Annotated in this window: 18 protein-coding genes; 7 read left to right on the forward strand and 11 right to left on the reverse strand. The window is 69.0% G+C overall.

Annotated features, from left to right (window positions below; all coding sequences use genetic code 11):
• The first annotated feature begins 94 nt into the window (after window positions 1–94).
• From M2428_RS12065 to M2428_RS12075, 3 genes are read left to right on the forward strand one after another with little or no spacing between them, the layout of a single operon-like run.
• Window positions 95–1,243, forward strand: a complete 1,149-nt coding sequence (locus tag M2428_RS12065; protein ID WP_277526192.1) for an AAA family ATPase — start codon at window positions 95–97, stop codon at window positions 1,241–1,243.
• Between the two features lie 14 nt (window positions 1,244–1,257).
• Window positions 1,258–2,727, forward strand: a complete 1,470-nt coding sequence (locus M2428_RS12070; RefSeq protein WP_277526193.1) for a DUF58 domain-containing protein — start codon at window positions 1,258–1,260, stop codon at window positions 2,725–2,727.
• Window positions 2,724–5,255 (forward strand): DUF3488 and transglutaminase-like domain-containing protein, encoded by a 2,532-nt coding sequence (locus M2428_RS12075; RefSeq protein ID WP_277526194.1) that lies wholly within the window; start codon window positions 2,724–2,726, stop codon window positions 5,253–5,255. Before M2428_RS12070 ends, M2428_RS12075 begins: the two co-directional genes overlap by 4 nt.
• A gap of 9 nt (window positions 5,256–5,264) precedes the next feature.
• Here the strand turns inward: M2428_RS12075 and M2428_RS12080 are convergent, their stop codons facing one another.
• Both M2428_RS12080 and rsmI read right to left on the reverse strand, forming a co-directional pair.
• The gene (locus M2428_RS12080) at window positions 5,265–6,764 is read right to left on the reverse strand and encodes an NAD-dependent succinate-semialdehyde dehydrogenase (protein ID WP_277526195.1); all 1,500 of its coding nucleotides are present in this window, start codon (window positions 6,762–6,764) and stop codon (window positions 5,265–5,267) included.
• A gap of 272 nt (window positions 6,765–7,036) precedes the next feature.
• A complete protein-coding gene (rsmI, locus tag M2428_RS12085) occupies window positions 7,037–7,858 on the reverse strand; it encodes a 16S rRNA (cytidine(1402)-2'-O)-methyltransferase (RefSeq protein ID WP_277526236.1) in 822 nt (273 codons plus the stop codon).
• Between the two features lie 171 nt (window positions 7,859–8,029).
• On the opposite strand from rsmI, the gene M2428_RS12090 reads away from it, so the two are divergent.
• Together M2428_RS12090 and M2428_RS12095 are read left to right on the forward strand one after the other, a co-directional pair.
• A complete protein-coding gene (locus M2428_RS12090; RefSeq protein ID WP_277526196.1) occupies window positions 8,030–9,775 on the forward strand; it encodes a phospholipid carrier-dependent glycosyltransferase in 1,746 nt (581 codons plus the stop codon).
• A 60-nt stretch (window positions 9,776–9,835) separates the two neighbouring features.
• Window positions 9,836–11,665, forward strand: a complete 1,830-nt coding sequence (locus M2428_RS12095) for an AMP-dependent synthetase/ligase (RefSeq protein ID WP_277526197.1) — start codon at window positions 9,836–9,838, stop codon at window positions 11,663–11,665.
• A 22-nt stretch (window positions 11,666–11,687) separates the two neighbouring features.
• On the opposite strand, the gene M2428_RS12100 is transcribed toward M2428_RS12095, so the two are convergent.
• The 5 genes from M2428_RS12100 to M2428_RS12120 all read right to left on the reverse strand — a co-directional run bounded on the left by M2428_RS12100 (window position 11,688) and on the right by M2428_RS12120 (window position 16,980).
• On the reverse strand, window positions 11,688–13,112 hold the full coding sequence (locus tag M2428_RS12100) for a TIGR01906 family membrane protein (RefSeq protein ID WP_277526198.1): 1,425 nt from the start codon (window positions 13,110–13,112) through the stop codon (window positions 11,688–11,690).
• A gap of 112 nt (window positions 13,113–13,224) precedes the next feature.
• Window positions 13,225–14,451, reverse strand: a complete 1,227-nt coding sequence (locus tag M2428_RS12105) for an Ig-like domain-containing protein (protein ID WP_277526199.1) — start codon at window positions 14,449–14,451, stop codon at window positions 13,225–13,227.
• 157 nt (window positions 14,452–14,608) lie between these two features.
• Entirely contained in the window at window positions 14,609–16,096 is a 1,488-nt protein-coding gene (gene ahcY / locus M2428_RS12110; protein ID WP_277526200.1) for an adenosylhomocysteinase, read from the reverse strand.
• Window positions 16,097–16,226: 130 nt separating this feature from the next.
• Window positions 16,227–16,505, reverse strand: coding sequence for a hypothetical protein (locus M2428_RS12115; RefSeq protein ID WP_277526201.1), 279 nt, complete (start codon window positions 16,503–16,505; stop codon window positions 16,227–16,229).
• Window positions 16,506–16,590: 85 nt separating this feature from the next.
• The gene (locus M2428_RS12120) at window positions 16,591–16,980 is read right to left on the reverse strand and encodes a DUF3499 domain-containing protein (RefSeq protein ID WP_091557146.1); all 390 of its coding nucleotides are present in this window, start codon (window positions 16,978–16,980) and stop codon (window positions 16,591–16,593) included.
• 132 nt (window positions 16,981–17,112) lie between these two features.
• Between M2428_RS12120 and M2428_RS12125 the strand changes: the two genes are divergently transcribed.
• Window positions 17,113–17,664, forward strand: coding sequence for a metallopeptidase family protein (locus M2428_RS12125; RefSeq protein ID WP_277526202.1), 552 nt, complete (start codon window positions 17,113–17,115; stop codon window positions 17,662–17,664).
• Between the two features lie 66 nt (window positions 17,665–17,730).
• On the opposite strand, the gene M2428_RS12130 is transcribed toward M2428_RS12125, so the two are convergent.
• From M2428_RS12130 to M2428_RS12140, 3 genes are read right to left on the reverse strand one after another with little or no spacing between them, the layout of a single operon-like run.
• A complete protein-coding gene (locus tag M2428_RS12130; protein WP_277526203.1) occupies window positions 17,731–19,503 on the reverse strand; it encodes a DUF5719 family protein in 1,773 nt (590 codons plus the stop codon).
• Window positions 19,496–22,897, reverse strand: coding sequence for a glycosyltransferase family 2 protein (locus M2428_RS12135; protein WP_346780746.1), 3,402 nt, complete (start codon window positions 22,895–22,897; stop codon window positions 19,496–19,498). Before M2428_RS12135 ends, M2428_RS12130 begins: the two co-directional genes overlap by 8 nt.
• Window positions 22,897–23,439, reverse strand: coding sequence for a WhiB family transcriptional regulator (locus M2428_RS12140; protein WP_277526237.1), 543 nt, complete (start codon window positions 23,437–23,439; stop codon window positions 22,897–22,899). The genes M2428_RS12135 and M2428_RS12140 overlap by 1 nt, the downstream gene beginning before the upstream one ends.
• Before the next feature lie 369 nt (window positions 23,440–23,808).
• On the opposite strand from M2428_RS12140, the gene M2428_RS12145 reads away from it, so the two are divergent.
• Window positions 23,809–24,513, forward strand: coding sequence for a TIGR03089 family protein (locus tag M2428_RS12145; protein ID WP_277526205.1), 705 nt, complete (start codon window positions 23,809–23,811; stop codon window positions 24,511–24,513).
• Window positions 24,514–24,572: 59 nt separating this feature from the next.
• On the opposite strand, the gene M2428_RS12150 is transcribed toward M2428_RS12145, so the two are convergent.
• Entirely contained in the window at window positions 24,573–25,160 is a 588-nt protein-coding gene (locus tag M2428_RS12150) for a GtrA family protein (RefSeq protein WP_277526206.1), read from the reverse strand.
• Between the last annotated feature and the right edge of the window lie 212 nt (window positions 25,161–25,372).

Consider the following 25,372-nt stretch of genomic DNA (forward strand, 5'->3'; position numbering starts at 1 on the left):
GTTATTTCCCCGTTAGGAAACAGGCGAACGCCGCTGAGGGGTCCGGCGGCCGCTGGCGTCAGTGCCGGGACCCACCAGGGCTGAAAGGCTGCCGATGGATTACCACCGCACTTCCGTAGACGACATCCTCCCCGAAGGACAGAGACTCCCGGGCCGCCCCGGCCTGGACCCGAACGCCTCCGGACACCGGGCCTCGGCGCCGGCTATGGACGAGGATGCCTTCCACTCAGCCAGTACCCGGATCCTGACGGCCATTAATACGGTCATCGACGGCAAGGCCGAAGCGGCCAAGCTGGCGCTCACCGTGCTTCTCGCCCAGGGCCATCTGCTCCTGGAAGATGTCCCGGGGGTGGGCAAGACGCTGCTGGCCAAGACCCTGGCCCGCACCATCGACTGCTCCGTCAACCGGATCCAGTTCACGCCGGACCTGCTCCCGTCCGACGTCACGGGCGTGTCCATCTACAACCAGGCGACCCGGACCTTCGAGTTCCGGCACGGTGCGGTGTTCGCCAACATCGTCATCGGGGACGAAATCAACCGCGCCTCGGCCAAGACCCAATCAGCCCTGCTGGAGTGCATGGAGGAGCACCAGGTCACGGTGGACGGCACGTCCTACCGGCTGGATGAGCCGTTCATGGTGGTGGCGACGCAGAACCCCATCGAGATGGAAGGCACGTACCCGCTGCCGGAAGCGCAGCGGGACCGTTTCATGGCCCGGATTTCCATGGGCTACCCGGACCGTGAGTCCGAGATGGAGATGCTCGAGACCCACCAGGCATCCTCTCCGCTGGCCCGCGTGACGGCAGTGGTCACCGCGGCGGAAGTGGCCGCCATGATCGCCACGGTGCAGCAGGTCTACGTGTCCCGTTCCATCAAGGAGTACACGGTGGCCCTGGGACGGGCCACGCGTGATAGCGGGCTTCTCCGGCTCGGTGCCAGCCCGCGGTCCATGCTGCAGCTCCTGCGCGCGGCGAAGGCCACCGCCGCGCTGGAGGGCCGGGACTTCGTGCTGCCGGACGACGTCGTTAGCGTGGCCGAAGCGGTGCTCGCCCACCGGATCATCCTCGACCGCAAGGCGGCCAGCGCGGGCGAGACGCCGCAAAGCGTCATCCGGGCCATCATCGCCAAGATCCCCGTTACGCCGGAAGTGACGGCTTCAACCAACGGAAGCGGCCGCACTGGCCGGAAGAAGGCCTCGGCCATGGCAGCCGCGCCGTCACCCAAACTGCCGAATCCGCGCTAGGGAATGGGTCCGCCGTGGCGTTGAGGGATCGGTTGCCCGGACACTTCTTCAGCACCCGTGGCTGGGGCCTTCTCGGCGCGGGCGCGCTGTCCCTGCTGGCCGCGCAGATCATGGGACGCCGGGATCTGCTGGCGCTGGCCGTACTGCTGCTGGTCCTGCCCGTGCTGGCCCTGGCCGGAACCCGCGTCCTGAAGCCGAGGTTCCAGGTTTACCGCGAATTCAGCCCGTCGCCGGTCGAAACGTCGGCGCGCACCACGGTCCGGCTGGCCGTCGCGCGGACCGGGGCCGGGGCGGGCCACGCGATTATGGAGGAACACTTGCCGGCCCGGTTCGGCGAATCCCCCGTCTTCAGGTTCCCGGCACGTGCGGCTGCGGCCGGCACCAGCCGCTATGAGTACCACCTTCGCTCGCCCCGGCGGGGCCAGTTCCTGATTGGGCCTGTGACGGCGGAGTTCAGCGACCCCTTCGGGCTGTCCTTCCACCGCCACGCGATTGACGACGGCGACCTCCTCACCGTGACGCCCGCCGCCGTGGAGCTCCCCGAGACGGGCCTCGCAGGCGCCCGCGGACACGACGGCGTCACACCCACGCGGGCCCGGGCCAATCCCAGCGACGATGACGTCATGACCCGCGAATACCGCCACGGGGATCCGCTGCGCCGAGTGCACTGGGCCGCGACCGCCCGCCACGGGTCCCTCATGGTGCGGCAGGAGGAGTCCGTCACCACCCCCGAGGCGACCGTCATCCTGGATCAGCGCCTCTCGGCTTATCCCCACGGCGTGTTTGGCCACAGCGCCCTGTCCCCGGGCGGCCACTCGGGCAACGGGGAGGGGGACGGCCATGATTTGCTGACCTGCGACGCCTTCGAGTGGGCTGTCACGGCGGCGATGTCGATCGGCGCGCACCTGGCGGAACGCAACTACTCGCTGCGGTTCCTGGACACCGCCGGTGCGCCCGCCTTCCGGAATTCGCCGTCCGCTCCCGATCCGGAAGCCGAGGCATACACCGGAACGGCCGGGCTGCAGTCCATCGCGGAAAGCCTGGCCGCCATCCAACTTTCCGGCCCGCACCACCCGCACCACCACACCCAACAGCACCGTGATCGCGCCCCGCAGCCCCGCCCGCGGGAGGCTGCGGCGGGAGCCCCGCAGGTCTTCGACGACGCCCTGATGGACAAGCTTTCGGCCCACCGGCTGCGGGGACCGGTCCTGGCGATCCTGGGCAGCCTGTCCCCGGCGGAGGCCCGGGCGCTGTCACCGGCGGCCGGGTTCGGCGCGAACGCATTTGCGCTGCTGGTCATGGACCACGCACAGGATTCCGGTGAGATGCCCGAGGTACTGGAGGCGTTGCGGCTGGGCGGATGGCGGGCCGTGGCGGTAACTGCGCGGAGCTCGCTGCCGGACGCATGGGCAGCCTTTGACCAGGCAGACCCGGCGATGTCCGCTGCGGCCGACGTCCGCCGCGGCGTAGGGGGCCGGCCATGACACTCGCACCGCACCGCAGCTCCGGATCTGGCACCGGCACGGCCGGCAAGGAAGAACCGACAGTCCTGTCCCCCGGCGCGGCGCCCCGGCCGGACGGACCCGGCGCCCAGCCCTGGGTGATGGGAACCGCCGTCGCGGTGGCAGTCGCGGGCGCCGCCCTCGGCTTCAACGGCGTCTTGCGTGGGTGGGCCTGGTACTCCCCGGTCTTCAGCACCGTTCTCTCCGTCGCGTTCTCCATGGCAATGCTCCGGTCGTTGCGGGCCCGGACATGGCTCGTCGCTGCCGGCGGCCTGGTGGCGCTCATAGTGGCACTGACCTTCATTTTCTTCCGGCAGCACAGCATTGCCGGGTTCATCCCGTCCCCGGAGACCATGAGTTACCTGGGGAAGTTCCTCCGGCGGGCCAGCGAAACCGTCCTTGCCGAGAGCACCCCGGTGGCCCCCAACGCCGGAATCGTGATGTTGATCTGCGCGGTGCTCGGGCTGTTGGTGATCCTCATCGATGCGCTGGCGTTCCCGCTGGCACTGCCGGCCACAAGCGGGCTGGGGATCCTGGCCATTCTCGTAGTGCCGGCCATGGTCAAACCGCAAAGCGTGGGAGTGCTGGGGTTCGTGGGCGCCGCCGTCGGGTATCTGCTGATTCTCGGGTGTAGCCATTGGTTCACGCCGGATGCCCGCACCCTGGCCGACACCGCCCGGAACCCCGGGCAATTCCGGCGCGGAGCGGTCACAGCCGTCGCGGCGCTGACCGTCACGCTGCTGCTGCAGCCTGTCATCCCGGGATTCGACCAGGGCACGTTCCCGCAGGGCTCGCGGCTGAACCCCTTCGGCGGCGCCACCGGCCTGAATCCGATGATCAGCCTGGGCAACAGCCTGCGCAGCCCCTCGGGCGAGGGCCGGATCACCTTCGCCACGAACTCGCCGACGACGCCGTACCTGCGGTCGGTGACGGTGGACAGCTTCGACGGCGATTCCTGGGCACCTGATGACCGGGAGTCCACCCGGCAACCCGGGACCGGCAGGATCGAGTCCGGGCTGGATAGGGCCCCGACAGAGCTCCGCGTGATCACGGCCGTCAACACCGGCCAGTACACGAGCCCGTACCTGCCGGCACCGTACGCGCCGGAAGCCGTCAACGGCCTCACTGGGCGCTGGAGCTGGGATCCTGCCACGCTGAGCATCAAGGGGGTCGACACGAACTCCCGCGACCAGCAGTACATGGTCACGTCCGTTACCCCGCAGCTCACGGCGGCGCTGCTGGCCGGGGCCTCCGAACCGGTGCGCGGGATCCCGGAACAGTTCCTGCGGCAACCGTCGAACGTTCCGGAGGTTGTGAGCAGCACGGCCAAGACCGTGACGGCAGGAGCCGCCTCGCCGTATGCGAAGGCCATGGCCATCCAGCGGTTCCTGCGCTCCACCGAGTTCAGCTACTCCCTGCAGTCCCCTGTGCAGGGCGGCTACGACGGCAACGGCTTGTCAGTGCTGGCGGACTTCCTGAACCAAAAGAGCGGCTACTGCATTCATTTCGCCTCTGCCATGGCCGTGATGGCCAGGCTGGAGGGCATTCCCAGCAGGATCGCCGTGGGCTACGCTCCCGGACGCCCCACCGGGGCCACGGTGGCGGTCTCGGGCCAGGGTCCGCTTCCGGAGTTCGAAGTCGATGCCCGTGACGCCCATGCCTGGCCGGAACTCTACTTCCAGGGCGTCGGCTGGGTCGCGTTTGAGCCGACGCCGTCCCGCGGCCTCGTCCCGGCCTACGCCACGGACGCCTCCCTGCCCAGCGGCGCCAGCACCAACGAACGCAACGATGCCCTGACCCCCGGGGACGGTTCCACGCACGCCCCGGTCCCGGCCCCCGGCACGGTTCCGTTGCCCGGAACCGGGACGCCGGCGCTCGGGGACGCGCAAGCGGCACGGGCGCTGTACGGCGTTGGTGCGGTGCTGCTGCTGGCGCTGCTGCTGGCTTCCCCGCGGCTGGTGCGCAGCGGTTTGCGGCGCCGCAGGCTGAGGACGGCGGCCCGCGGCTATCCCGGCGCCACCGCCGGACCGGCTCTGCCGGCCTGGGCTGAACTACGGGATCTGGCCACGGATTACGGCGTGTCCCCCGGAGCGAGCGAGACGCCGCGGCATTTCTCGCAGCGGTTGCGCTCCTCGGCAGCGTTGGGGGAACCCGGCGGCGCGGATGGGCCCGGGCAACGGGCAGCGGCCGCCCTGACCGAGGACTTTGAACGTGAGCAATACGGCCGGCCGGGGGGCGCCGCCGGACCGGCGCAGACCGCAGAGTCCGCGGATCCGGCCGATTCCGCCGCGGCCAGGATCGCCCTGGTGCAGGCCTCGCTGCGGGCCAACGCGAGGCCCTTGGTGCGTCTGCGCGCGGCCTGGCTGCCGCCGTCGGTCATGTCCAGCTGGCGGCGGATCCTCCCGGCGCCCCGCCGGATCCTCTCCCGGACAGCACAACGCACCCGGCGGGGACTCGCGGAATCCTGGGGGAAGATCCGCAACTCCGTTCGCCGGGTGCGCCGCGGCTAGGTCGGGTGCTTAGCCGGCGTAGGGGTCGGCGATGCCGATGTACTGGGTGTAGAGGTATTCCTCGATGCCCTCGAGGCCGCCTTCGCGGCCCAGGCCGGACTGCTTGACGCCGCCGAACGGGGCGGCAGCGTTGGAGACCACGCCGGCGTTCAGGCCCAGCATGCCGGTCTCGAGCCGTTCGCCCATCCGGATGCCCCGGTTCAGGTCCCGGGTGAAGACGTAGGCCACAAGCCCGTACTCGGTGTTGTTCGCGAGCCGGATGGCCTCGTCCTCGGTGCCGAAGGTGATGATCGGGGCGACGGGTCCGAAGATTTCCTCGGACAGGATCCGGGTGCCCTCGGTGACGCCGGTGAGGAGGGTGGGCTGGTAGAAGTAGCCCGGGCCCTCGACGGCGGAGCCGCCGGTCACCGCGACCGCGCCGGCGGCGACGGCGTCTGTGACGAGCTCGTGGACCTTGTCCCGGCTCTTGGCATCGATCAGCGGGCCCACCTTGGATTCGGCCTCGGTGCCCCGCGCGGTGGTCATGCCCGCCATCTTCGCGGCGAACTTCTCCGCGAACTCCTGGGCGACGGATTCGTGCACGATGAACCGGTTCGCCGCGGTGCAGGCCTCGCCCATGTTCCGCAGCTTCGCCAGCATCGCCCCGGCGACGGCGGCATCGACGTCGGCGTCCTCGAACACCACGAACGGGGCGTTCCCGCCGAGCTCCATCGAGGTCCGCAGCACCGTCTCGGAGGCATCCGCGAGCAGCCGGCGGCCGACCTCGGTGGAGCCGGTGAAGGACAGCTTCCGCAGCCGGGAGTCCTTGATCAGCGGCCCGGTCGTGGCACCGGCGGTGGAGGTCGGGATGACGTTCAGGACACCAGCGGGCAGCCCGGCCTCAAGCATCACGGCCGCGAACAGCTGGGACGTCAGCGGGGTCAGGTTCGCGGACTTGAGCACCATGGTGCAGCCGGCGGCGACGGCCGGGGCGATCTTGCGGGTCGCCATGGCGAGCGGGAAGTTCCACGGCGTGATCAAAAGGCACGGGCCCACCGGCTTCTTGGTCACCAGCAGCCGGGACTTCCCGTCCGGGGACACCGAGTACCGGCCGAAGGCGCGGACGGCTTCCTCGGAGAACCAGCGCAGGAACTCCGCACCGTACGTGACCTCGCCCCGGGCCTCGGCCAAAGGCTTGCCCATCTCCAGGGTCATCAGTAACGCGAAGTCCTCCGCGCGGGCCGTGACCATCTCGAAGGCGCGGCGCAGGATCTCACCGCGTTCCCGGGGCGGGACCTTCGCCCAGGACTCCTGCGCGGCGGCGGCCGCGTCCAGGGCCGCCTTGCCGTCCTCGGGACCGGCGTCGGCAATGCTGAGCAGGACCTTCCCGGTGGCCGGGTCCTCGACGTCGAAGGTCTTCCCGGACGCGGCCGGACGCCACTCGCCGTTGATCAGCAGGCCCGTCGGAACGGACGCCAGCAGGGCACTCTCCCGCTCGGCGGAAACAATAGGCTGGGCAGTTACAGTCATAATGACTCCCTCGTCAGCAATTCGGTTGGCCCTAGTTTCTTGGCACTAGTTTGTTTGAATTAGTTATTGGTGTCGGCGCACGTTCCCGCAGGCAGGCCCGGGCGTCTGGATTACTGCCACGGTACTGCCGCGCTCACGGGCAAGTCTATGCATGGGCGCACTACCCGATCCAGAATATGCTGTGCAGCTGCACAACCGCTCCGTGCCACCCGTGGGGGCTCGATCCAGCTGGGCCGGCGCGGGTTACAGGCGCCGGGAGCACACCGCGTTTATCACCGCGCGGCGAGGACCGCGGCATAGAGTTCGCGCTTGCTGACTTTCGCGTCGTCGGCCACTGCGGACACGGCCTCCTTCAACCGGATGCCTTGGGCTATCAGCCCGTTGACGGCAGCCACGTGATCCTCGGGACGGCCTGGTTCGCGTTCAGGAGCGCCGCCCACCACCACCGCGATTTCGCCGCGCACCTCGTTGGTCTCGGCCCATTCGAGCAGCTCGCGCAGGGTGCCGCGGATGACCTCTTCGTAGGTCTTGGTGAGTTCCCGGCACACCGCGGCCCTGCGGTCGGCGCCGAAGCTTTCGCGCAGGGCCCGCAGCATGGGTTCGAGCCGGTGCGGCGCCTCGAAAAACACCATGGTGCGCCGCTCGGCGTCGAGCTCCGCCAGCCGCGAGGAGCGTTCACCCGCCTTGCGGGGCAGGAATCCCTCGAAGCAAAAGCGGTCCGTCGGCAGGCCGGAAAGGGCCAGCGCGGTCAGCACGGCGGACGGTCCCGGCGCCGCGGTGACGGTGAGGCCGGCCGCTACGGCGCCTTCAACCAGCCGGAACCCCGGGTCCGAGACGGAGGGCATGCCGGCGTCGGTCACCATGACCAGGGTCTTGCCGGCCCGGACTTGGTCCAGCAGGTCGGCAGTCTTGGCAGCCTCATTGTGCTCGTGATAGCTGATGATCCGGCCGGCCACGGTGATGCCAAGGTTCTGCACGAGGCGGTGCAGCCTCCGGGTGTCCTCCGCGGCGACGATGTCCGCCGTCGTCAGCAGCTCCACGAGCCGCGCCGAGGCATCTCCCGCATTGCCGATCGGCGTCGCCGCGAGGACGATCCTGCCGGGTCCGCCAGCGGCGGGAACACCAGCGGCCGGAACGACGGCGACGGCATCGTCGTCGAGAGGAGGATCGAGGGGAGGAAGAGGGGAGGTGCTGGGTTCGTGGTCCACAGGACCAGCCTACTGCCGCCGGCGCGCAGCCCTGCGAGCACAGCTGCGAAAGGTAGCATGGGCAACGTGACCCAGACCCCCACGCGGCCGCCCGAGGCTGGCCCCGCCGCATCGCCGACAACAGGCCGGAGCAGCGCCAACGGCAGAGCCGGGAGCCGCTTCCGCACCGGCCGCAACCTGGAGGGACACCGCTGGATCGGCCGCCCCGCCGAGGCCAACACGCCGGAGGCCCTCAGGGAACGCCTGATCGGCGGCATCCAGAGCTGGCGGGACTACCCGGCGTCGCTTCGGCTCTGGTACTGGCTGATTCCGGTTCTCACCGCCGCGTTGGGCGGCGTCCTGAGGTTTGTCCGGCTGGATACGCCCCGCAACCTGGTTTTTGACGAAACCTACTACGTCAAGGACGCGTATTCATTCCTGGTCAGCGGGTACGAGCGCAGCTGGCCAGACCGGGCGAACGACGCCTTCATCGCCGGCAATCCCGGCGTGCTGCTGAACACGCCGGAGTATGTGGTCCACCCGCCGGTCGGCAAATGGATGATCGCCGCGGGCATGTGGCTGTTCGGGGCGGACAATCCCTTCGGCTGGCGGTTCGGAGCTGCCCTGACGGGGACGCTGTCCATCCTCCTGCTGGCCCTGATCGCGCAAAAACTCTTCCGCTCACTGACCCTGGGCGCTGTTGCCGGCGTCCTGCTCGCTGTGGACGGCCACCACCTCGTCATGTCCCGGACCTCGCTGCTGGACATCTTCCTCATGTTCTGGATCCTTGCCGCGTTCGGCGCCCTGCTGATGGACCGCGACGACGGCCGGCGGCGGCTGGCAGCCCGGCTCGGCCGGCAGGCCGCAGCCTCTGCCACGGGGCGTCCCTCGGCGCTTCAACTCACCTCCGGACCCTGGCTCGGCATCCGGTGGTGGCGCCTCGCCGCGGGAGTCTGCCTGGGCCTGGCGGTCGGCACGAAATGGTCCGCACTGTTCTTTCTGGCCGGATTCGGCCTGCTGACCGTCTTCTGGGACCTCAGCGCGCGGCGCATAGCCGGCGTGCATGCCTGGATCAGCGGCGGCATCCTCAAGGACGGCGTCCCGGCCTTCCTGAGCATCGTTCCGGTGGCCGCCGTGGTCTACGGTGCCACGTGGACCGGCTGGTTCCGGTCCACGGACGCCTACTTCAGGCACTGGGCCGAGACCAACCCCTCGGCCGAGTGGGGCTGGCTGCCGAACGCCGTGCGGTCCCTTGCGCATTACCACCTTGAGGCCTATAAGTTCCATCAGGGCCTGAGTTCGGACCACCCGTACGAGGCCAGCGCCTGGAGCTGGCTGGTCATGGGCCGGCCCACGTCCTTCTTCTACGAATCCCCCAAGCAAGGCAGCCCGGGCTGCGATTTCAGCAACTGCACCACCGCCATCCTCTCCGTGGGCAACCCGCTCATCTGGTGGAGCGCCGCCGTGAGCCTGGGCATCCTGCTGTTCTGGTGGGCCGGCCGCCGCGACTGGCGCGCCGGCGCGGTCCTGGCTGGCGTGGCCGCGGGGTATCTGCCCTGGTTCCTGTACCCGGAGCGGACCACCTTCTTCTTCTACGCCGTCTCCTTTGAACCGTTCCTGGTGCTGGCGCTCGTCTATTGCCTGGGCCTGGTGCTCGGCCAGCGCAGCGACCCCCTCTGGCGCCGCCGATCCGGGTTCTACCTGGTGGCGCTGTTCGTGGTGGCGGCCGTGCTGGTCTCCGCGTTCTTCTATCCCGTCTGGACCGCCGAGGTGATCCCCTACCAGGAGTGGCGCATGCGGATGTGGATGCCGTCCTGGATCTAGGGCAGGATTGCAGGGGAAGTCCGCCGCACTCCGGGCGGACCAGGAAATGGAGACTCGGCTGTGAGAGAAGCAAGCACCGGACTGCTCGTGGAGCTGGACCCGGAGTCCAACGTGACGGACCTGCTCCTGGAGCAGCACGCGAAGGACCCCGTGCACGCCCTCTACTCCCGCAAGGGCCCCGGCGGCTGGACCGATGTCTCCGTCCGACACTTCCTGGGGCAGGTCACTGCCCTGGCCAAAGGCCTGATTGCCGGCGGACTCACTCCGGGCGAAACCGTCGCTGTCATGTCCGCCACCCGGTATGAGTGGACGGTGGTGGACTTCGCCATCTGGTTCGCCGGCGGCGTCACCGTCCCGATCTATGAGACCTCCTCCGCGGCCCAAGTCGAGTGGATCCTCCACGACTCGGGAGCCCGGCGGGTGTTCGTCGAGGATCAGGCCAAGGCCGCCGTGGTCCAGGGCGTCCTGGACGCCTCCACCGTCCTCGGCGACCGGCTTGTCGCCGTCGTGCGGATGGAGCACGACGGCGCGGCACCAAACTTGGCGAGCCTGGCCGCCGCCGGCACCGGGGTGACCGACGCCGAGCTCGAACGCCACCGGAGCGCTGCGTCCCTGGCGGACGTAGCGTCCCTGGTCTACACCTCGGGCACCACCGGCAAGCCCAAGGGCTGCGAGATCACCCACGCCAACTTTGCCCTGGTCGCGAAGAACACCGTCCTCTTCCTGCCCGAGCTCCTCCTGCAGCCGCGCTCCCGGACGCTGATGTTCCTGCCCCTGGCGCACGTTTTGGCCCGGGCGGTGCAGGTCATCTGCCTGAGTTCCGGCACCACCCTCGGCCACACTGCAAACGCGAAGGAGCTCCTGGACGACCTGGCCAGCTTCAAGCCCACCTTCCTGCTGGTGGTCCCCCGGATCTTCGAAAAGGTCTACGCCGGGGCCGCGCAGAAGGCTGCCGCCGCGGGCCAGGAGCGCGTCTTCACGGCTGCAGCGGCGGCCGCGGTCCGCTACTCCAAAGCCCTGGACGCCGCCTCCCGGGGCAGCGGCACGGGACCCGGGATCTTCCTGCGTGCCCGGCACGCAGTCTTCGACCGGCTGCTGTACCCCAAGCTCCGGCAGGCCTTCGGCGGCCAGCTGCGCTACACCGTCTCCGGCGCCAGCCCGCTGAGCTCCAACGACGCCCATTTCTTCCGCGGCGCGGGCATCCCCGTCCTTGAGGGCTACGGCCTGACGGAAACCACGGCGCCGTGCACGGCCAACACCCCTGCCCGGACCAAGGTGGGCACAGTCGGTATCCCGGTGCCGGGCACCACGGTCCGGGTGGCCGACGACGGCGAGATCCTGGTCAAGGGCATCGGCGTCTTCAAGGGCTACCACGCCAACGAGACCGCGAACGCGGAGGCGTTCGTGGACGGTTTCTTCCGGACCGGCGACCTCGGCTCCCTGGACGAGGACGGCTTCCTGACCATCACAGGACGGAAGAAGGACCTGCTGGTCACGGCCGGCGGCAAGAATGTCGCCCCGGGCCCGCTCGAGGAGAAGATCCGCGAGCACCAGCTGGTGGGACAAGCAGTGGTCATTGGCGACGGCCGGCCGTTTGTCTCGGCATTGGTCAACCTGGACCCGGAAGGACTGCGCAACTGGTGCGCCGCCCGGAACGTGCCCGTCATGGCTCCGGCCGAAGCCGCCGCCAACGAGAGCGTCCGGGCCTCGATCCAGGACGCCGTCGATGAGGCGAACCTCCTGGTCTCCAAGGCTGAGTCGATCCGCAGCTTCGTCATCCTGGACGCCGACTTCACCGTGGAGTCAGGGCACCTGACGCCCTCGCTCAAACTCAAGCGGGCCGCCGTCGTGCGGGATTACGCGGAGCACATCAACCGCATCTACGGTTGAACCCAAAGGGCAGCAGGCCCTTTCAGACCGTGTGCCGGGTGCGCGCCGGGCCCTCTGCCTCGGTGCCGGTGCTGCCGGCCGTCGCATCCGCCGCGGCGGCAGCCTCGGTGGCGTCAGGGTCGGCGTCAGCAGTGGCGCCCTTGGATGTGCCGGCCTTCTTGCCAAGGCCGCGGCGCCGGCGCGTGGGCCAGGTCAGGATGAGGGTGAGAACGGAAGCAAGCAGGACGAGGGCGCCGATGACAATCCCGGCATCCATCCAGAACTGGCCCGGGAAGAGCCTGATCAGCGTGTCCTGAAGCGTAAATGTCCAGGTCCCGTTGGCGAAGAAGATGTGGTGGAAATCGGTGAAGAACTGCTCCCAGCCGAGCACCGCGAGGGTTCCGAGGCCGATAATGATCGCGAGTGTGACGATCGAGCCGGCAAACAGGCCGCGGCGGACTCCCCCGTTGTGTTTCCGCAACAGGTAGATCACAGCCACCAGGCCCAGCAGGATCAGCAGCGTGCCGGCACCGAACGTGGACAGGATGACAGCCTTGACGTCGGCCATGTGGCTGACTTCGCCGTCCTTGAACAGCCGCTCGCCGCTTTGGTCCACAAGATCGCCGAGGTAGCGCGGGCCCGACCAGTTGCTGAGGTAGTCCACCGCGTAGGAGCCGTAGGTCATGCGGTCATCGGTGCTGAACCCGTAACCGTCGCCGGGGAAACCTGGACGGTTGTATTCCACCCAGAGGAACAGGGGGCTGGTTACAGCGCGGACGGCGAGCACCAGCAGGATGATCGGATAGAACACGGCGAGCAGTACCTGCATCACCCGGGGCAGGACGGGCTTGGCCTTTGCCGCCTGCTCGCGTTCGGCATTCCGGCGTTCGGCATTCCGGCGTTCGATTTCCTCCTGCGGGGACCCCGGCAGGGCAGAGGTCTGCAGCGTCTCGTCAAAGCCGGAGTCCTGGCGTGCCCCGGCTGATGCCCCGGACCTTTCGGCCTCCGTCTGGAGGACGGCGGCTTCGGCCGCCTTCCGGTCAGCGCGGCTCCCGGGCTGGCGGGCTGCGGGCGTGTCGGCAGCGGTGGCTGCAGCGGACGTGGCTGCGGGCTTGTCGGCAGCGGTGGCCGCGGCGGACGTGGCTGCGGGCTTGTCGGCAGCGGTGGCTGCGGCGGACGTGGCTGCAGGCTTGTCGGCAGCGGTGGCTGCGGCGGACGTGGCTGCAGGCTTGTCGGCAGCGGTGGCTGCGGCAGACGTGGCTGCAGGCTTGTCGGCCGCGGCGCCGTCGTCCTTCGTTGCTACGGGCTTGTCAGCAGACGTGGCCGCGGGCTTGTCGGCCGCGGCGCCTGCGGTGGATTTGGCCGTGGAGGCCGGCTTCATCCAGTCGAACGCCGGCTCGTCGGTGTCGTCAGAGGGATCCAGATGCGGATCCGGCCGGTCGGGAGGGGTAGGACTTTTGTCTGTCACGTGGAGCTTCGCTTCCGTAGGCTTCTGTGCTGCCCGGCCTGCGCCCGGCTGCGCAACTTATCTGGCTCCGAGCCTACCGTCAGAGGATTGGGCTCGGCGGGGTGCCACCCCGTCAGTTGGCGTATTGGGCCCAAGGGATGTTCCAGTCCCCGAAACCGTCATCGAAGTTGGCGTACTCCCCCTCGGTGTTCACTACCTGGACGACGTCTCCGGTGGTCATGTTGTCGAAGACCCACTTAGCGCCGTCCGGGCCCAGGCCGATGCAGCCGTGGGAGAGGTTCGCCTTGCCGACGAAGGGCATTGCGGAGTCCGTGGCCTGGTGGATGAACTCCCCGCTGGGCGTCAGACGCGTGGCGTAGTTCACGTCAAGCTGGCCGTAGTAAGCCGGGTCCCCCGGTTTGAGCCCGATCGTGGAGGCGTCCATGTGCTCCACGCGGTGCTTCTCCATGAACACGAGGAAGCCCCGGGCCGAGGGGAACCGGGTGTCGCCCATGGTTGCCGGCCACTTCCCCGCCGGCTTGTTGTTGATGCTGACCGAGAACGTATGCGCCTTGGCGTCGGCAACCGCCACTTTCTTGTCCCCGATGTGGACGGTCACTTTCTTGTTGAAATTGCCGACCTGCCCGTTGCCCAGTTCGACGCCGAACATCTTCATGTCCATGGTGATGGTGCTGTTCGCGGCCCAGAAGGCCTCCGGCCGGTACCTGACGGTGTTCTTGTTGAACCAGTGGAAAGCACCCACCTGGCCGGACGTGGAGGTGATCTTGATGGCCTTTTCAACGGCGTCCCGGTTCAAGACCGGCTCGCTGAAGGTGATCTGCAGAGGCTGGGCCACGCCCACCTTCATCCCGTCCAGGGGGTAAATAGCGGCGTCGGCCTCGTTGGCAGTCGAGACGGTGGTGAATGAGCGTGTGCTGTGGGTCTGGCGTCCGGCGGCGTCCAGCACGGAGTACGTGAAGTTGTACCGGGTGTTGAACGCCAGGTCGCCGGAGGAAGTCCAGGCGGATGCGTCCGCGCTCAGGGTGCCTTCGACGGTGTCGCCGGCATCGCTAGTGAGGGCCACCCGGTCAATGCGCCCGTTCTTGACCTTGAGGGAGACCGGCGCCGCAGGGTTGACCTGCACAGCGCCGTCGGCGGGCGTGAGCGCGAGCTCTGCGGGGGCCACCACCGGGACGGCGAGTCCCGGCGTCGTCCGGGCCGGGGATCCCGCCTCAGAGGAAATCGCGGACTGGGCAAGCCCCGGAGCCGCCGCGGCAAAGGCCCCGCCGCCGGCTGCCAGGGCGCAAACCATCCCCAGCAAGGCGATCTTGCGGCCGGTACTCCAGGTTTTCAGGGCCATCACAGGGCCCGGGCGTTTCCACACGTCATCCTGCCAGCATAATTGAGTTACCTTGGAACCCCGGACCGTTTCGACCACGATCCGGTTACAAAAGTGCCCCCAAAACGGTCACGACAAGGGGCCCCGGACCTGAGTCCGGGGCCCCTTGGGACACTTCCTAGTAGCGGTAGTGACCAGGCTTGTACGGCCCGGCGACATCGACATCCAGGTACTCGGCCTGTTCCTTGGACAGCTCAGTCAGTTCCACGTCGAGGGCGCCCAGGTGCAGGCGGGCGACCTTCTCGTCCAGGATCTTCGGCAGGACGTAGACCTGCTTCTCGTATTCGCGCTCGCCCTCGGGTTGGCCGGCCTTCGTGAACAGTTCAATCTGGGCGATCGTCTGGTTGGCGAAAGAGTTGCTCATGACGAAGGAGGGGTGCCCGGTGGCGTTGCCGAGGTTCAGCAGGCGGCCTTCGGACAGGACGATGATGGAGCGGCTGCCCGTTCCCGTGGCAGGGTCGGCCTCGAAGACCCACTCGTGCACCTGGGGCTTGATCTCGACCTTCTTGATGCCGGGGACCTTCGCCAGGCCGGCCATGTCGATCTCGTTGTCGAAGTGGCCGATGTTGCCCACGATTGCCTTGTCGCGCATCCCGGCCATGTGCTTAGCCATGATGACGTCCTTGTTGCCGGTGGTGGTGATGAAGATGTGGCCTTCGCTGAGGACGGATTCCAGCTTGGCCACCTGATAGCCGTCCATCGCCGCCTGGAGCGCACAGATCGGATCGATTTCCGTGACGATCACGCGCGAGCCCTGGCCGCGGAAGGCCTCTGCGGCGCCCTTGCCGACGTCGCCGTAACCGCAGACGACGGCGACCTTGCCGCCCATCAGGACGTCGGTGGCGCGGTTGATGCCGTCCGGCAGGGAGTGGCGGATGCCGTATTTGTTGTCGAACTTGCTCTTGGTGACGGAGTCGTTGACGTTGATGGCCGGGAAGAGCAGCTTGCCCTGCTCCGCCAGCTGGTACAGGCGGTGCACACCGGTGGTGGTCTCCTCGGTGACGCCGAGCAGGAGGGAGCCGATGCGGGTCCACTTCTGCGGGTCGGCCTGGAGCGAGGCGCGCAGCACGTCGAGGAAGACCCGGCCTTCCTCGGATTCGTCCTCGGTGGCGGCGGGCACAGCACCGGCGGCCTCGAATTCGACACCCTTATGCACCAGCATGGTGGCGTCGCCGCCGTCGTCCAGGATCATGTTCGGACCCAGCTCGGGGTTGGCGTCGGCGCCCGGCCAGGTGAGGATCTGCTCGGCAGTCCACCAGTATTCCTCCAGCGTCTCGCCCTTCCAGGCGAAGACGGGGACACCCTGGGGGTTCTCGGTGGTGCCGGTTCCGACCACCACGGCGGCGGCGGCTTCATCCTGGGTGGAGAAGATATTGCAGGAGGCCCAGCGGACTTCGGCGCCGAGGGCGGTAAGGGTCTCGATCAGCACCGCGGTCTGGACCGTCATGTGCAGCGATCCGGCGATGCGGGCGCCCTTGAGCGGCTGGCTGGAGCCGAATTCCTCGCGCAGGGACATGAGTCCGGGCATCTCGTGCTCGGCGAGGCGGATCTGATGGCGGCCCGCCTCGGCCAGGGAAATGTCCGCAATCTTGTAATCGAAAGTCATGTGAATCCTTTGTTGTGGCCGGTGGCGTTGCGTGTCTGGAGCTGGGTGTGCCCAGGTGATCTTGGCTCTAAGCAGTCATTCGCTGCCGGGGGCGTCCCTGATGGGTGGCGGGCAGGTTTTGGGGCGCTCGTTATTCCGCGGCGTGGCGCGGGGCTGTGCCTTGCTGGCCGGCGTCGTGCTGAGCGGCGTCGTGCTGGCCGGCGTCGTGCTGATCAGCGGCTGCCGCCGCGGCGGCGGGCAGGAGTTCCGGCGGCAGCAGCAGGGGGATGCCGTCCTCGATCCTGTACCGCAGCTTGTTTCCGGCTTCATCTGCCGTGACGGTGACGAGCTCGTCGCCTTCCTGCACCAGGCCGGAGCCGGTGACGGGGCATCGCAGGACAGACAACAGTTCGGGACTGAGCTTGGGCATAGTGAACGCTCCCTGATGGGCGCCGCGAAAGGGCGCCGGTGGCTGACGGCTTTTTGCAGTTTCCACCCTACCGCCAGTTGGCGCCTTAGGAAGGTTCGCGCAGGACGCGCAGATGTCCGCGCCTGGCGCCCTCGGCCGGAGCCGGTGCTTCCAGCGCCGGGTGCAGCGTGCGCTGGCCCTTGGCAGGTTCCGCCGCAGCCGGACGGGAGGCGGCCTCGCGGACCGCGTTGGCGAGGGCCAGAAGGTCGTCGGGGCCGGGTCCGGCCGGGGTTGCCGGCATAGCCAGCCGCATGACTTCCCAGCCGCGCGGCACGGTCAGCGAGTCGGCGTGCTGTTCGCACAAGTCGTAGCAGTGCGGTTCGGCGTACGTGGCGAGCGGGCCCAGGACGGCCGTGGAGTCGGCGTATACGTACGTCAAAGTGGCCACCGCAGAATTGCGGCAGGCAGACCTCGAACAAAGACGAATTGCACCCACGACATCACAGACTACTCCCCCTCTGGCGGGGGCTCCGCATTGACACGACAGGGGTTGTGCCGCGGCGGGGCGGCAGCGGATCGCGGTCTGGCCTGTATCGCGTAAATCAATCCGCGGGTTTAGAGTCAAGATATGCAGTCATCGCACCACGATTCGGGTTTCACGGTCCGGTTGGCTGACCCCGACGCCGGGCGGACAGGCGCCGGTTCCGGCCCCGCCGGCGCGCCTTTGGCCGGCTCGCCCACCGCTGTTCAGGGAAAGAACTTCCGCCAGCGCCGCAGGAACCGGCACGGCCGGGGGCTTCGCGGCGAGCTCATGCTCCCCACTTTGCCCGGCTACCGGACCCGTTCCGACCGCTTTGATGACTTCGTCCTGGACTCGGCGCAGCGGTTGCACGACATCTGGGGCAAACCGCTCGACGGCGTCCGCTTCGCCGTTGACGAGATCCCTCCGGGCCTGGAGCAGCTCGTGGCGGACCGCACCCCCGCGCCGATGGGCGCCTTCACGGCGGCGACGGCCGAGGACGGACCGGTCATCACGCTGTATCGCCGCGTGGTGGAACAGGCGTGTGGAACCCGGGACGAGCTCCAGGACCTGGTGCACGACGTCGTCGTGGAATACACGGCCGAGATGCTCGGCGTACCCCCTGAGTCCCTCGACCCGGTCTATCGCCGCCGGTACTGACCGGCCGGAATAGCCGGGTCCCCCGGCACCAGGCCCTGCCCTGCCCGGCCTTGCCTGAACCTTGGCTTAGTACCCCAGCGTGACGGGGACCTGTCGCTGTCCTGCCGCTTCCGGCGCGACGGCCACGACGGAAATGTCCTGCCGGCTTTCCCGCCCCAGGACCAGCGCCCCATAGGCCGGGTCCCCGGCGGCAGATACCACATAGCCCACGAGCGGAGAGCCGTCCACGTCCGCGGGGACCTTGATGGACACCGTGGTTCCGCCGGCGATGTCGGCGGTGCCGGCGGGCCGGATCTTGCCGTCCGCCGTGATGGGTGTGTATGTCACTGTCGCCCGGCCTGTGGGTGCACCGAAAACGAGCTGCCGGGCGCCTGTGCGGGGAACCGGAACGATGTGCTGGCTGCCCAGCCGGGCCGACGCGGCGGAGAACGCAACGTCCGCGGCGTCCCCGGACTGCAGTCCCCGTGTGAGCCGGGCAGTGGCCGCGAAGGAGACATCGGAGCTCGCCGCGACGGTGTAGGTCCCGGCCGGGACCCCAGCCAGCGAAACTTCCGTGACGGCGCCGGCCTTCGCCGTGACCACGCCGCCGCCGGGCAGCGCCTTCTGGCCGTCGCGTCCATACAACTTGATCTCGACCACGGCGTCGGCTGCCCCGGGCACGGCGACTTCCAGGGCCGGTCCGGCATCGGCGAAGCCGGGTTTCGCCGTGAGCGCGGCCAGGGCCGCCGGATCCTGGATCTCGAGACCGGCGGCCACCTGGCTGACGGACGGTGCACTGCCGGGGGTGATGAAGTCGACGCCGCCCGGGGTCAGGCCGCGGAGCACGCTTTGCTGGATGACGGCAGCCACCGGGCCGCCGGTGCTGCGGACCCGCACGCCGAGCCGTTCCTGCCCAGGCGCGAGCCCGGCCAGGACTATGGAGCGGGTGCTGCCGGGCGCCACGAGCAGGCCGCGGCTTCCTGGCGCCTGGATCAAGCCGTCGGAGCCAAGGAGATCCAGGCTCACCGTCGCGGGCGTGCTGGAGGCATTGGTGAGGTTCAGGACTGCCGACCGGCCGAGGGCCGTGTTGGCGCCGACCAGCCAGAGATCGTTGCCGGGTTGCTGGCAGGCGGCGGCCGCGGAACCTTGGAGGTCCCCGTCCTCGGCGGTGTAGCTCAGGATGGCGCCGGCAGCTGCCTGGCGGTTGTCCTGGGCATCGGCGCTGAGGACGCTGATGTTGTCCACCTCCCGCTGGGGCACGACGCCGGCGATCAGCACGGGCGTGCGGGCTGCAGCGGCGGAGGCGGTGGGCCCAGCCGTGGCGCCCTTGCCGATTTCGGCGAGGGGGGCACCCTTGAGCGGGGCCAGCCGGCTGCCGGGAATGACGCCCGCGCTTGAGCCGAGCACCGCGGCGCTGACGGCGGTCTTCGCGGTGGCGGATTCCGGGCTGAACTGGGGGTCGGTGCCCACGGGGGTGCCCTCGAGCAGCCGGGCCGGGCCCGGGCAGACTCCGACGCTGCTGCCGGCCGGTACCGAGGCCACGGGGGCCTCGAGATGCCGGCTGGCGGGGCTTTGTGGTGTCAGCGACGCCGCCGACACCAGGCCTCCGCCCGCGGCAACGAGGGCGACTGCGGAGAGGATGCCGCCGATCAAGCCGGCCCGCGGCAGGCCCCTCTTCCGCGGCGCCGCACCCGCGCCGGGCACATCTTTGGCTGGCGCACCGGCGCCGGGCACGCCAGCGGCCGGGGTTTCGGTCATCGAAGGTGCGTCCGCTGACGTTTCCGGGGCCGGACCGCCGTGGACCTTGTTTTCGTTCTTGTTTTCGTTCTTGTCTTCGTTGTCGTTTTTGCCCTTAGACATGCTGATGTTCCTTACGCAGGGAGGCTTCGTCCCTGGACAGGCCGGTGTTGGACCGGCGGGCAGGCATGGGCACGGCCAGGAGGACGGTCAGCCCGATCATCACGGCCTGCGCGATTCCGATCAGGACGGCCCAGGGCGCTTCGTAACGGATGCTCAACTGGCCGCCCTGGGCGGGCAGGGTGAACGCCTGGGCCCATCCCGACGTCGTTGAGGTCAGGCGGCGGCCGTCGAGCCAAGCGCTCCAGCCCGGATCGGCCCGGTCGGCAAGAACCACAAGGCGGCCCTCGGGGCCGGCCGGGATAGTGCCCCCCGCCGAGACTTCCTCCGCAGAAAGCAGACCGACGGTTGTGCCGGTGCTGTCCACCACCCGGACCCGGTGGGCGACGTCGGAGGCCTTGATGCCAGGCCGGTCCAGCGGGCTGACCCGCCAGAGCCAGCCTGTACCGGTCTGGCCGACGGCCACAAGCCCGGGCACGGCGTCCATGCGGCTGGCCGTCAATTCGGAGGCCGAATCGGCAACCCGGAGCACGACAAAGCCGACGCCGAGCCGCTCGAGCTCTCCCCTCGGATCCACGCCCTCGCCGGCCACAATGGTGGCCACGACGTTCCGGAGCGAAGCGGCGACGGCGTCGTCGTCGCGGACCGTCTCCTGGCCCGGCGCCCCCATGATGCCGCGGGCCGCGGCGATCGTGGACAGGGCGTCGAGTGTGGTGCCGGCGCCGCGCATAAGTGTTGCGTCGAAGGTTCCGTCCTCGTTGCTGGCAATAAGGAGCGTCTTGGACTGTTCCGAGCCCTCGCCGCGGTCAACCGCCGTGGCCGGTAGGGTACGGGCCTGGGCAGGCTGGACGAGCCTCGGGGTTCCGAGACCGGCGGGGTCGCCGGGGTCGCCGGCGGCTGCCGGTGCCTGCGCTGTAGGCTGCAGCAGGTTTTGCGCGCTCCACAGGGTGAACCCGGCCAGGGGTGCGGCCAGCAAAAGGGCCAGGGCTGCCGCGGCCGTGCCGCGGATCAGGACCTTCCGTGCCAGACCGGTCCCGGCCGTCCGGTCGGCGGCGTCCAGGAGTCCTTCTGCTGCGATGAGGGCGGCCCCCAAGAGGGCGAACGCGGCCGCCGAAACGGCGGGGCCGGGGAACGGCGTGACCAGGACATCGGCGCTGGCGCCGGAGGCGACATGCCCGGCGAGCCAGCCGCCGGCCAGCATCAGGACTGCGACGGCCCACAGGCAGCGGGCCGTCCAGGTGCGTCCTGCCAGCACCAGCCGGCGCGGCATGAACAGCGCGGCGAGGGCCAGCAGCAGCACCGGCAGCCCGAACAGCAAGGCCAGCAGCAGTGCCCACGGCGGTCCGGCCGAGCCCGCTGCAGACCCGCCGAAGGCGCTCAGTCCGGTGAGTCCGGCGCCGGCGTCGAAGTTCAGCGGCTGGCCCAGGGCCTGCTGCCACAGCGGGGCGGCGTCAAAACCGAGCGGCAGGCCCGGGTCGGCCAGGAGCGCCCGCGGCCGGTCCAGCACGGAGAAGGCGAACGGCAGGAACAGTGCCAGGCTGGGCAGGAGCGCCCACCACACCGTGCGGCCGCGGCGGCCCAGAAGCACGCCGCACAGGGCAACGACTGCGATGGAGGGCACCAGCAGCGACGGCGCCGCGGCGGTGACCACGGCCATGGCCAGGCCCGCCGCGGCCGCAGCCGTCCAGGAGGGCGTCCCGTTGATGCCGGGGCGGGTGGCTGGCATGGGGGTCAGCCGGCCTTGGCCCAGCGCCGGGACGGCATGGACGCCGCGGCCTGCCGCCGTGCCGGTAGCCCGGAGCAGCGCCAGGACGAGCACCGGGATCATGACGTGCGCAATCAAGGCGCCCAGCCGGCCCTGGTTGAGGGAAACCTGGAGCGCCGGTGCCGCGGCCCAGACCAGGGCGGCCGCCAGGCGCAGCCTCCGGCGCGCCGTCAGGGCACCGGCAGCGAACCACGCGCCCAGCGCGGACAGCGGCATGGCAAGGATGAACAACCAGCCGACGGCGCCGTTGGCGTCGCCGGCACCGAGCACTCCCAGCACCCACAGGAGGTAGCCGAAGGGGTCGCCGTGGCCAGGAAGGCCCGCGCCGAGACTGACCCACCAGGTGGAGGCATGGTGCCAGATTTCGGAGAGGCGCAGCGAAACCGGGATCAGCGCGCCGCCGGAAACTGCCGGGGCCCGGAACAGGCTGAGCAGTCCCGTCAGAGAGACCGCCAGGGCCAGGAGTACGGCCAGCACGGCACCGTTGCCCACCCAACCGCGGTCCGGGGTGGCGATGGCGGCGAAGTCGTCGGCGTCGCCGGTAGGCTGCTCTGCCAGCGGATCGGTGCCCGTGGCTCCGTCGCCGAAGTCGTCGGCGCCCAGCGCCTCGATCAGGGAGCGCCGGTGCGCCCAGACCTCACGGCGCGGCGTCTGCAGCCCTGTCATGACGGAGCGCCTTATCCGGCGGGTGCGCGCGGCATTGCGGCGTCCGCGGATCACCGCGGCCGGGCGGCCCAGCGCGGCAAAGGTTGCCAGCAGCTGGGAGAACCCGTGCCCTGGGTCCTTGACAGCAATGCTCAGGATAAGTTTGAAAAGGCTCCCTACGAGGGCGCCGGCGGCGTGCAGCGGGACTTTCCAGCCGGCGGCGTGCTTGAGCCGCAGATGGACCTGTGCCTTGCGTGCGGCGGCCGCGTTGCCCAGGGCATGGGGACGATGCGAGACATGGAACATCCGCGCGCTGGGGACCACCACCACGCGGTGCCCGGCGAGGCGGTTGCGCCAGCAGAAATCGACGTCGTCGCCGCTTCCGGGCAGTGCCGGATCGAAGCCCCGGAGCTCCTCCCAGATGTCGCGGCGGACCAGCATGCCGGCGGAATTGACGGCAAAGGTATCGCTGCGGCCGTCGTACTGGCCCTGGTCGAGCTCGTCGGCATCGATCAGCGTCAGCCGCTCGGCCCACCGGCTCGTGGAAAGGCCGACGTCGATCAGCCGCCGCTCGGCATGCCAGTCCAGCTGCTTGCAGCCTGCCACCGTGACCGACGGCGCGCGCTCGACCGCGTGGAGGAGTTCGGCGAGGGCCTCGGGTGCCGGTGCCGCGTCGTCGTGCAGCAGCCAGATCCACTCGGCACCCGGCGCGCCGCCGGCGCCGTCCTCAGCCCTCGGCGAGAGGGCCTTGAGCCCGGCCATGACGGCGCCTCCCATGCCGGACCTGGGCTGGTCGACGACCGTGACATTGGCCTTGCCCAATTCCTGCTCGAGGAGGGCGGCGGAGTGGTCGCGGGAGCCGGTGTCGACACCGATCACGGCGTCGGCGGGCCGTGTCTGGGCCGCCAGCGCCGCAAGGGTCCTGGGGAGAAAAGCACCGCCGTCGTGGGAGACCACGACGGCGGTGACTCGTACTTCTTGAAGAATTAGACTGCTCGCTTCCTAAGCCGGCGCCGCTCGCGCTCGGAGAGGCCTCCCCAGATCCCGAAGCGCTCGTCGTTAGACAAGGCGTATTCGAGGCACTGTGAACGCACGTTGCAGGCGCCGCAGACTTTCTTGGCGTCGCGGGTGGAGCCGCCCTTTTCAGGGAAGAAGGCTTCAGGATCCGTCTGGGCGCACAAGGCATCGGTCTGCCAGCCGAGCTCGCCCTCGTCGTCGAATTCCTGCCGGGACGGCAGTCCGATCCAGACGGGCTGGGCGGTGGAAACCGAACCGGGCGAATGGAGCTCCATCGGCGGGTCGAGGGGATCTGTGTCATGATCCGGACCGGCGAGGAGTTCGTCGTGCGCTGCGAGGAAGGCCGTGGCGGCCTCCTGCAGGGAATCCTGGGTGTGTTCGTTATAGCGCTCAGCCGCGTCCGGATCGGCCGGATCTACATACCAGTCACTCGGCACGCCGCGTGACCGGTATTTCGCCGTGGCCTGGCCGGCAACTACGGCATCTTCATGGATACGCTCTGCTAGCCCCATGGCGTCCCCCTCCTGATTTGCAGCCACTGCAAGACCCCCATGGCACTCGGTTGAGTGCCGGTTTATGTGCAGTGGCTTTAGATAACTAATTACACGCGTGTAAGTATCCGGGAGTCAAGCCACGGCGGAGATAATAATCAACTTGATACACAAAGTGCAGACACGCCACGCCCGGATTTTTTTCGCCCATTCCGCAGGATCCCGCGGAATAATCAGGGTACTGAGCACTTCTGGGAGTTTTCATTGAGTTTTCGGCAAATTTTTCCCACCCCCACGCAGAGGCCGCCGGACGCGGCAACCGCCGGCGTGACCGACGTCACGCCGCCTGGGGCCGATCGGCCGTGACAAGAGCCGTGGCAAGATGAGGACATGAGCATCCCGGCAATCGAACTGATGACAGCCCTGCGGTCCGGCCAGTCCACAGCGCCCCGGCTGACCTGGTACGGCCCCGATTCGGAGCGGGTTGAACTTTCAGGGCGCGTGCTGGACAACTGGGTGGCGAAGACTTCCAATCTGTTGCAGGACGAACTCGACGCCGAACCCGGCACGCGGCTGCGCCTGGACCTGCCCGCGCACTGGAAGTCGGTGATCCTCGCCCTGGCGGCCTGGCAGCTCGGCATGGAAGTGGTCTTCGACGACGCGGAGGCGGAGCTGCTGGCCACCGCGGACCCGGGCCCGGGCGCTGCGGCGGGCGGGTTCGACGCCGTCCTGGCTGTGTCCTTGCCGGCGCTGGCCATGCGATGGACGGGCGAGCTGCCCACCGGCGTCCTTGACTACGCCGCCGAGGTCCGCTCCCACGGGGACATTTTCATGCCCCACACCGACCCGAAAGCGGAACGCCTCGCGGTCCGCACCTCTGACGGCACAGTCCATGCACACGGCGCGCTCCTGGAGGATTTTGCCGCGGCCCGCGCCACCGGCCTGCGGCTGCTCGTTCCTGCGGCGGACGGCCTCGAAGCGGTCCTTGCGCAGTCACTGGGAACCTGGAAGGCCGACGGTTCCGTGGTCCTGGTGCACCCCGACGTCGAGGTGACCGGCAAGCTGCGGGCCGCCGAGCGCATCAGCGGGAACTGAACCTCAGGCGCTGAGGCTCTGGCACTGAGGCTCTGGCACTGAACCTAGGGTACTGTTCCTCAGGCCGGCGGGCCGGGCAGCTCCGGGTCCCTGACGGCCTCCCGGACGGCCGTCCTGGAAACGCCGGCACCGGTCTGGTTGTCATGCGGCGTGTGCGGGTGCCGTTCGATGATCTCGTGGTCGTGCGAGAATTCCGGCTCTTCGTCGAGTTCCTGGTTGAACACGAGGAAGCGGTAGGCAAAGAACCGGACCACGGTCGCGACGAGGATGCCGACCACCCCGGCCAGGAAGAGCATGTTCTTGTCGGTGACACCCATGCCGTACTTCGCGATGGCGGTGAGGCCGGTGGAGATGCCGATGCCGATCCCGTTGATGATGACGAACATCACGAACTCGCGCAGCACGTTGGCCTGCCGGCGGTGCCGGAACGTCCAGAAACGGTTCGCAATCCACGAGAACACGGTGGCCACGCTGGCCCCGAAGAAACGGGCCTTGGCCTCGCTGTCGGTCATGGGACCGTGCATCAGATAAAACGTCAGCCCGTTGTCAATGATGAACGCAATGCCGCCGACGGCGCCGAACTTGGCCACTTCGCGCCAGAAGAGCGAGGCCAGCCCGCGCATGCGCTCGTTAAGTGTAGTAATCATGACCCTCCGTGGCCTTCTGGAACTGTCGGCCATTGGGCCAAACGTCCATTTTAGCGCCGTTTCCCGGGAGTCCGCCCGCAGCGGCCGTTCCGACAGTTCCCTGCGCACCCGACGCCCGGCGGCGCCGACGCGGGCCCGGAACCCTCCCATCAGCAGCGTTCCCGCGCTTGCCAATCCCCAAAAGCCGGGTTCCCGTGAGGTTTTCGGTAGGC

The organism is Arthrobacter sp. ES3-54, from assembly GCF_029504395.1.
Taxonomy (GTDB): domain Bacteria; phylum Actinomycetota; class Actinomycetes; order Actinomycetales; family Micrococcaceae; genus Arthrobacter.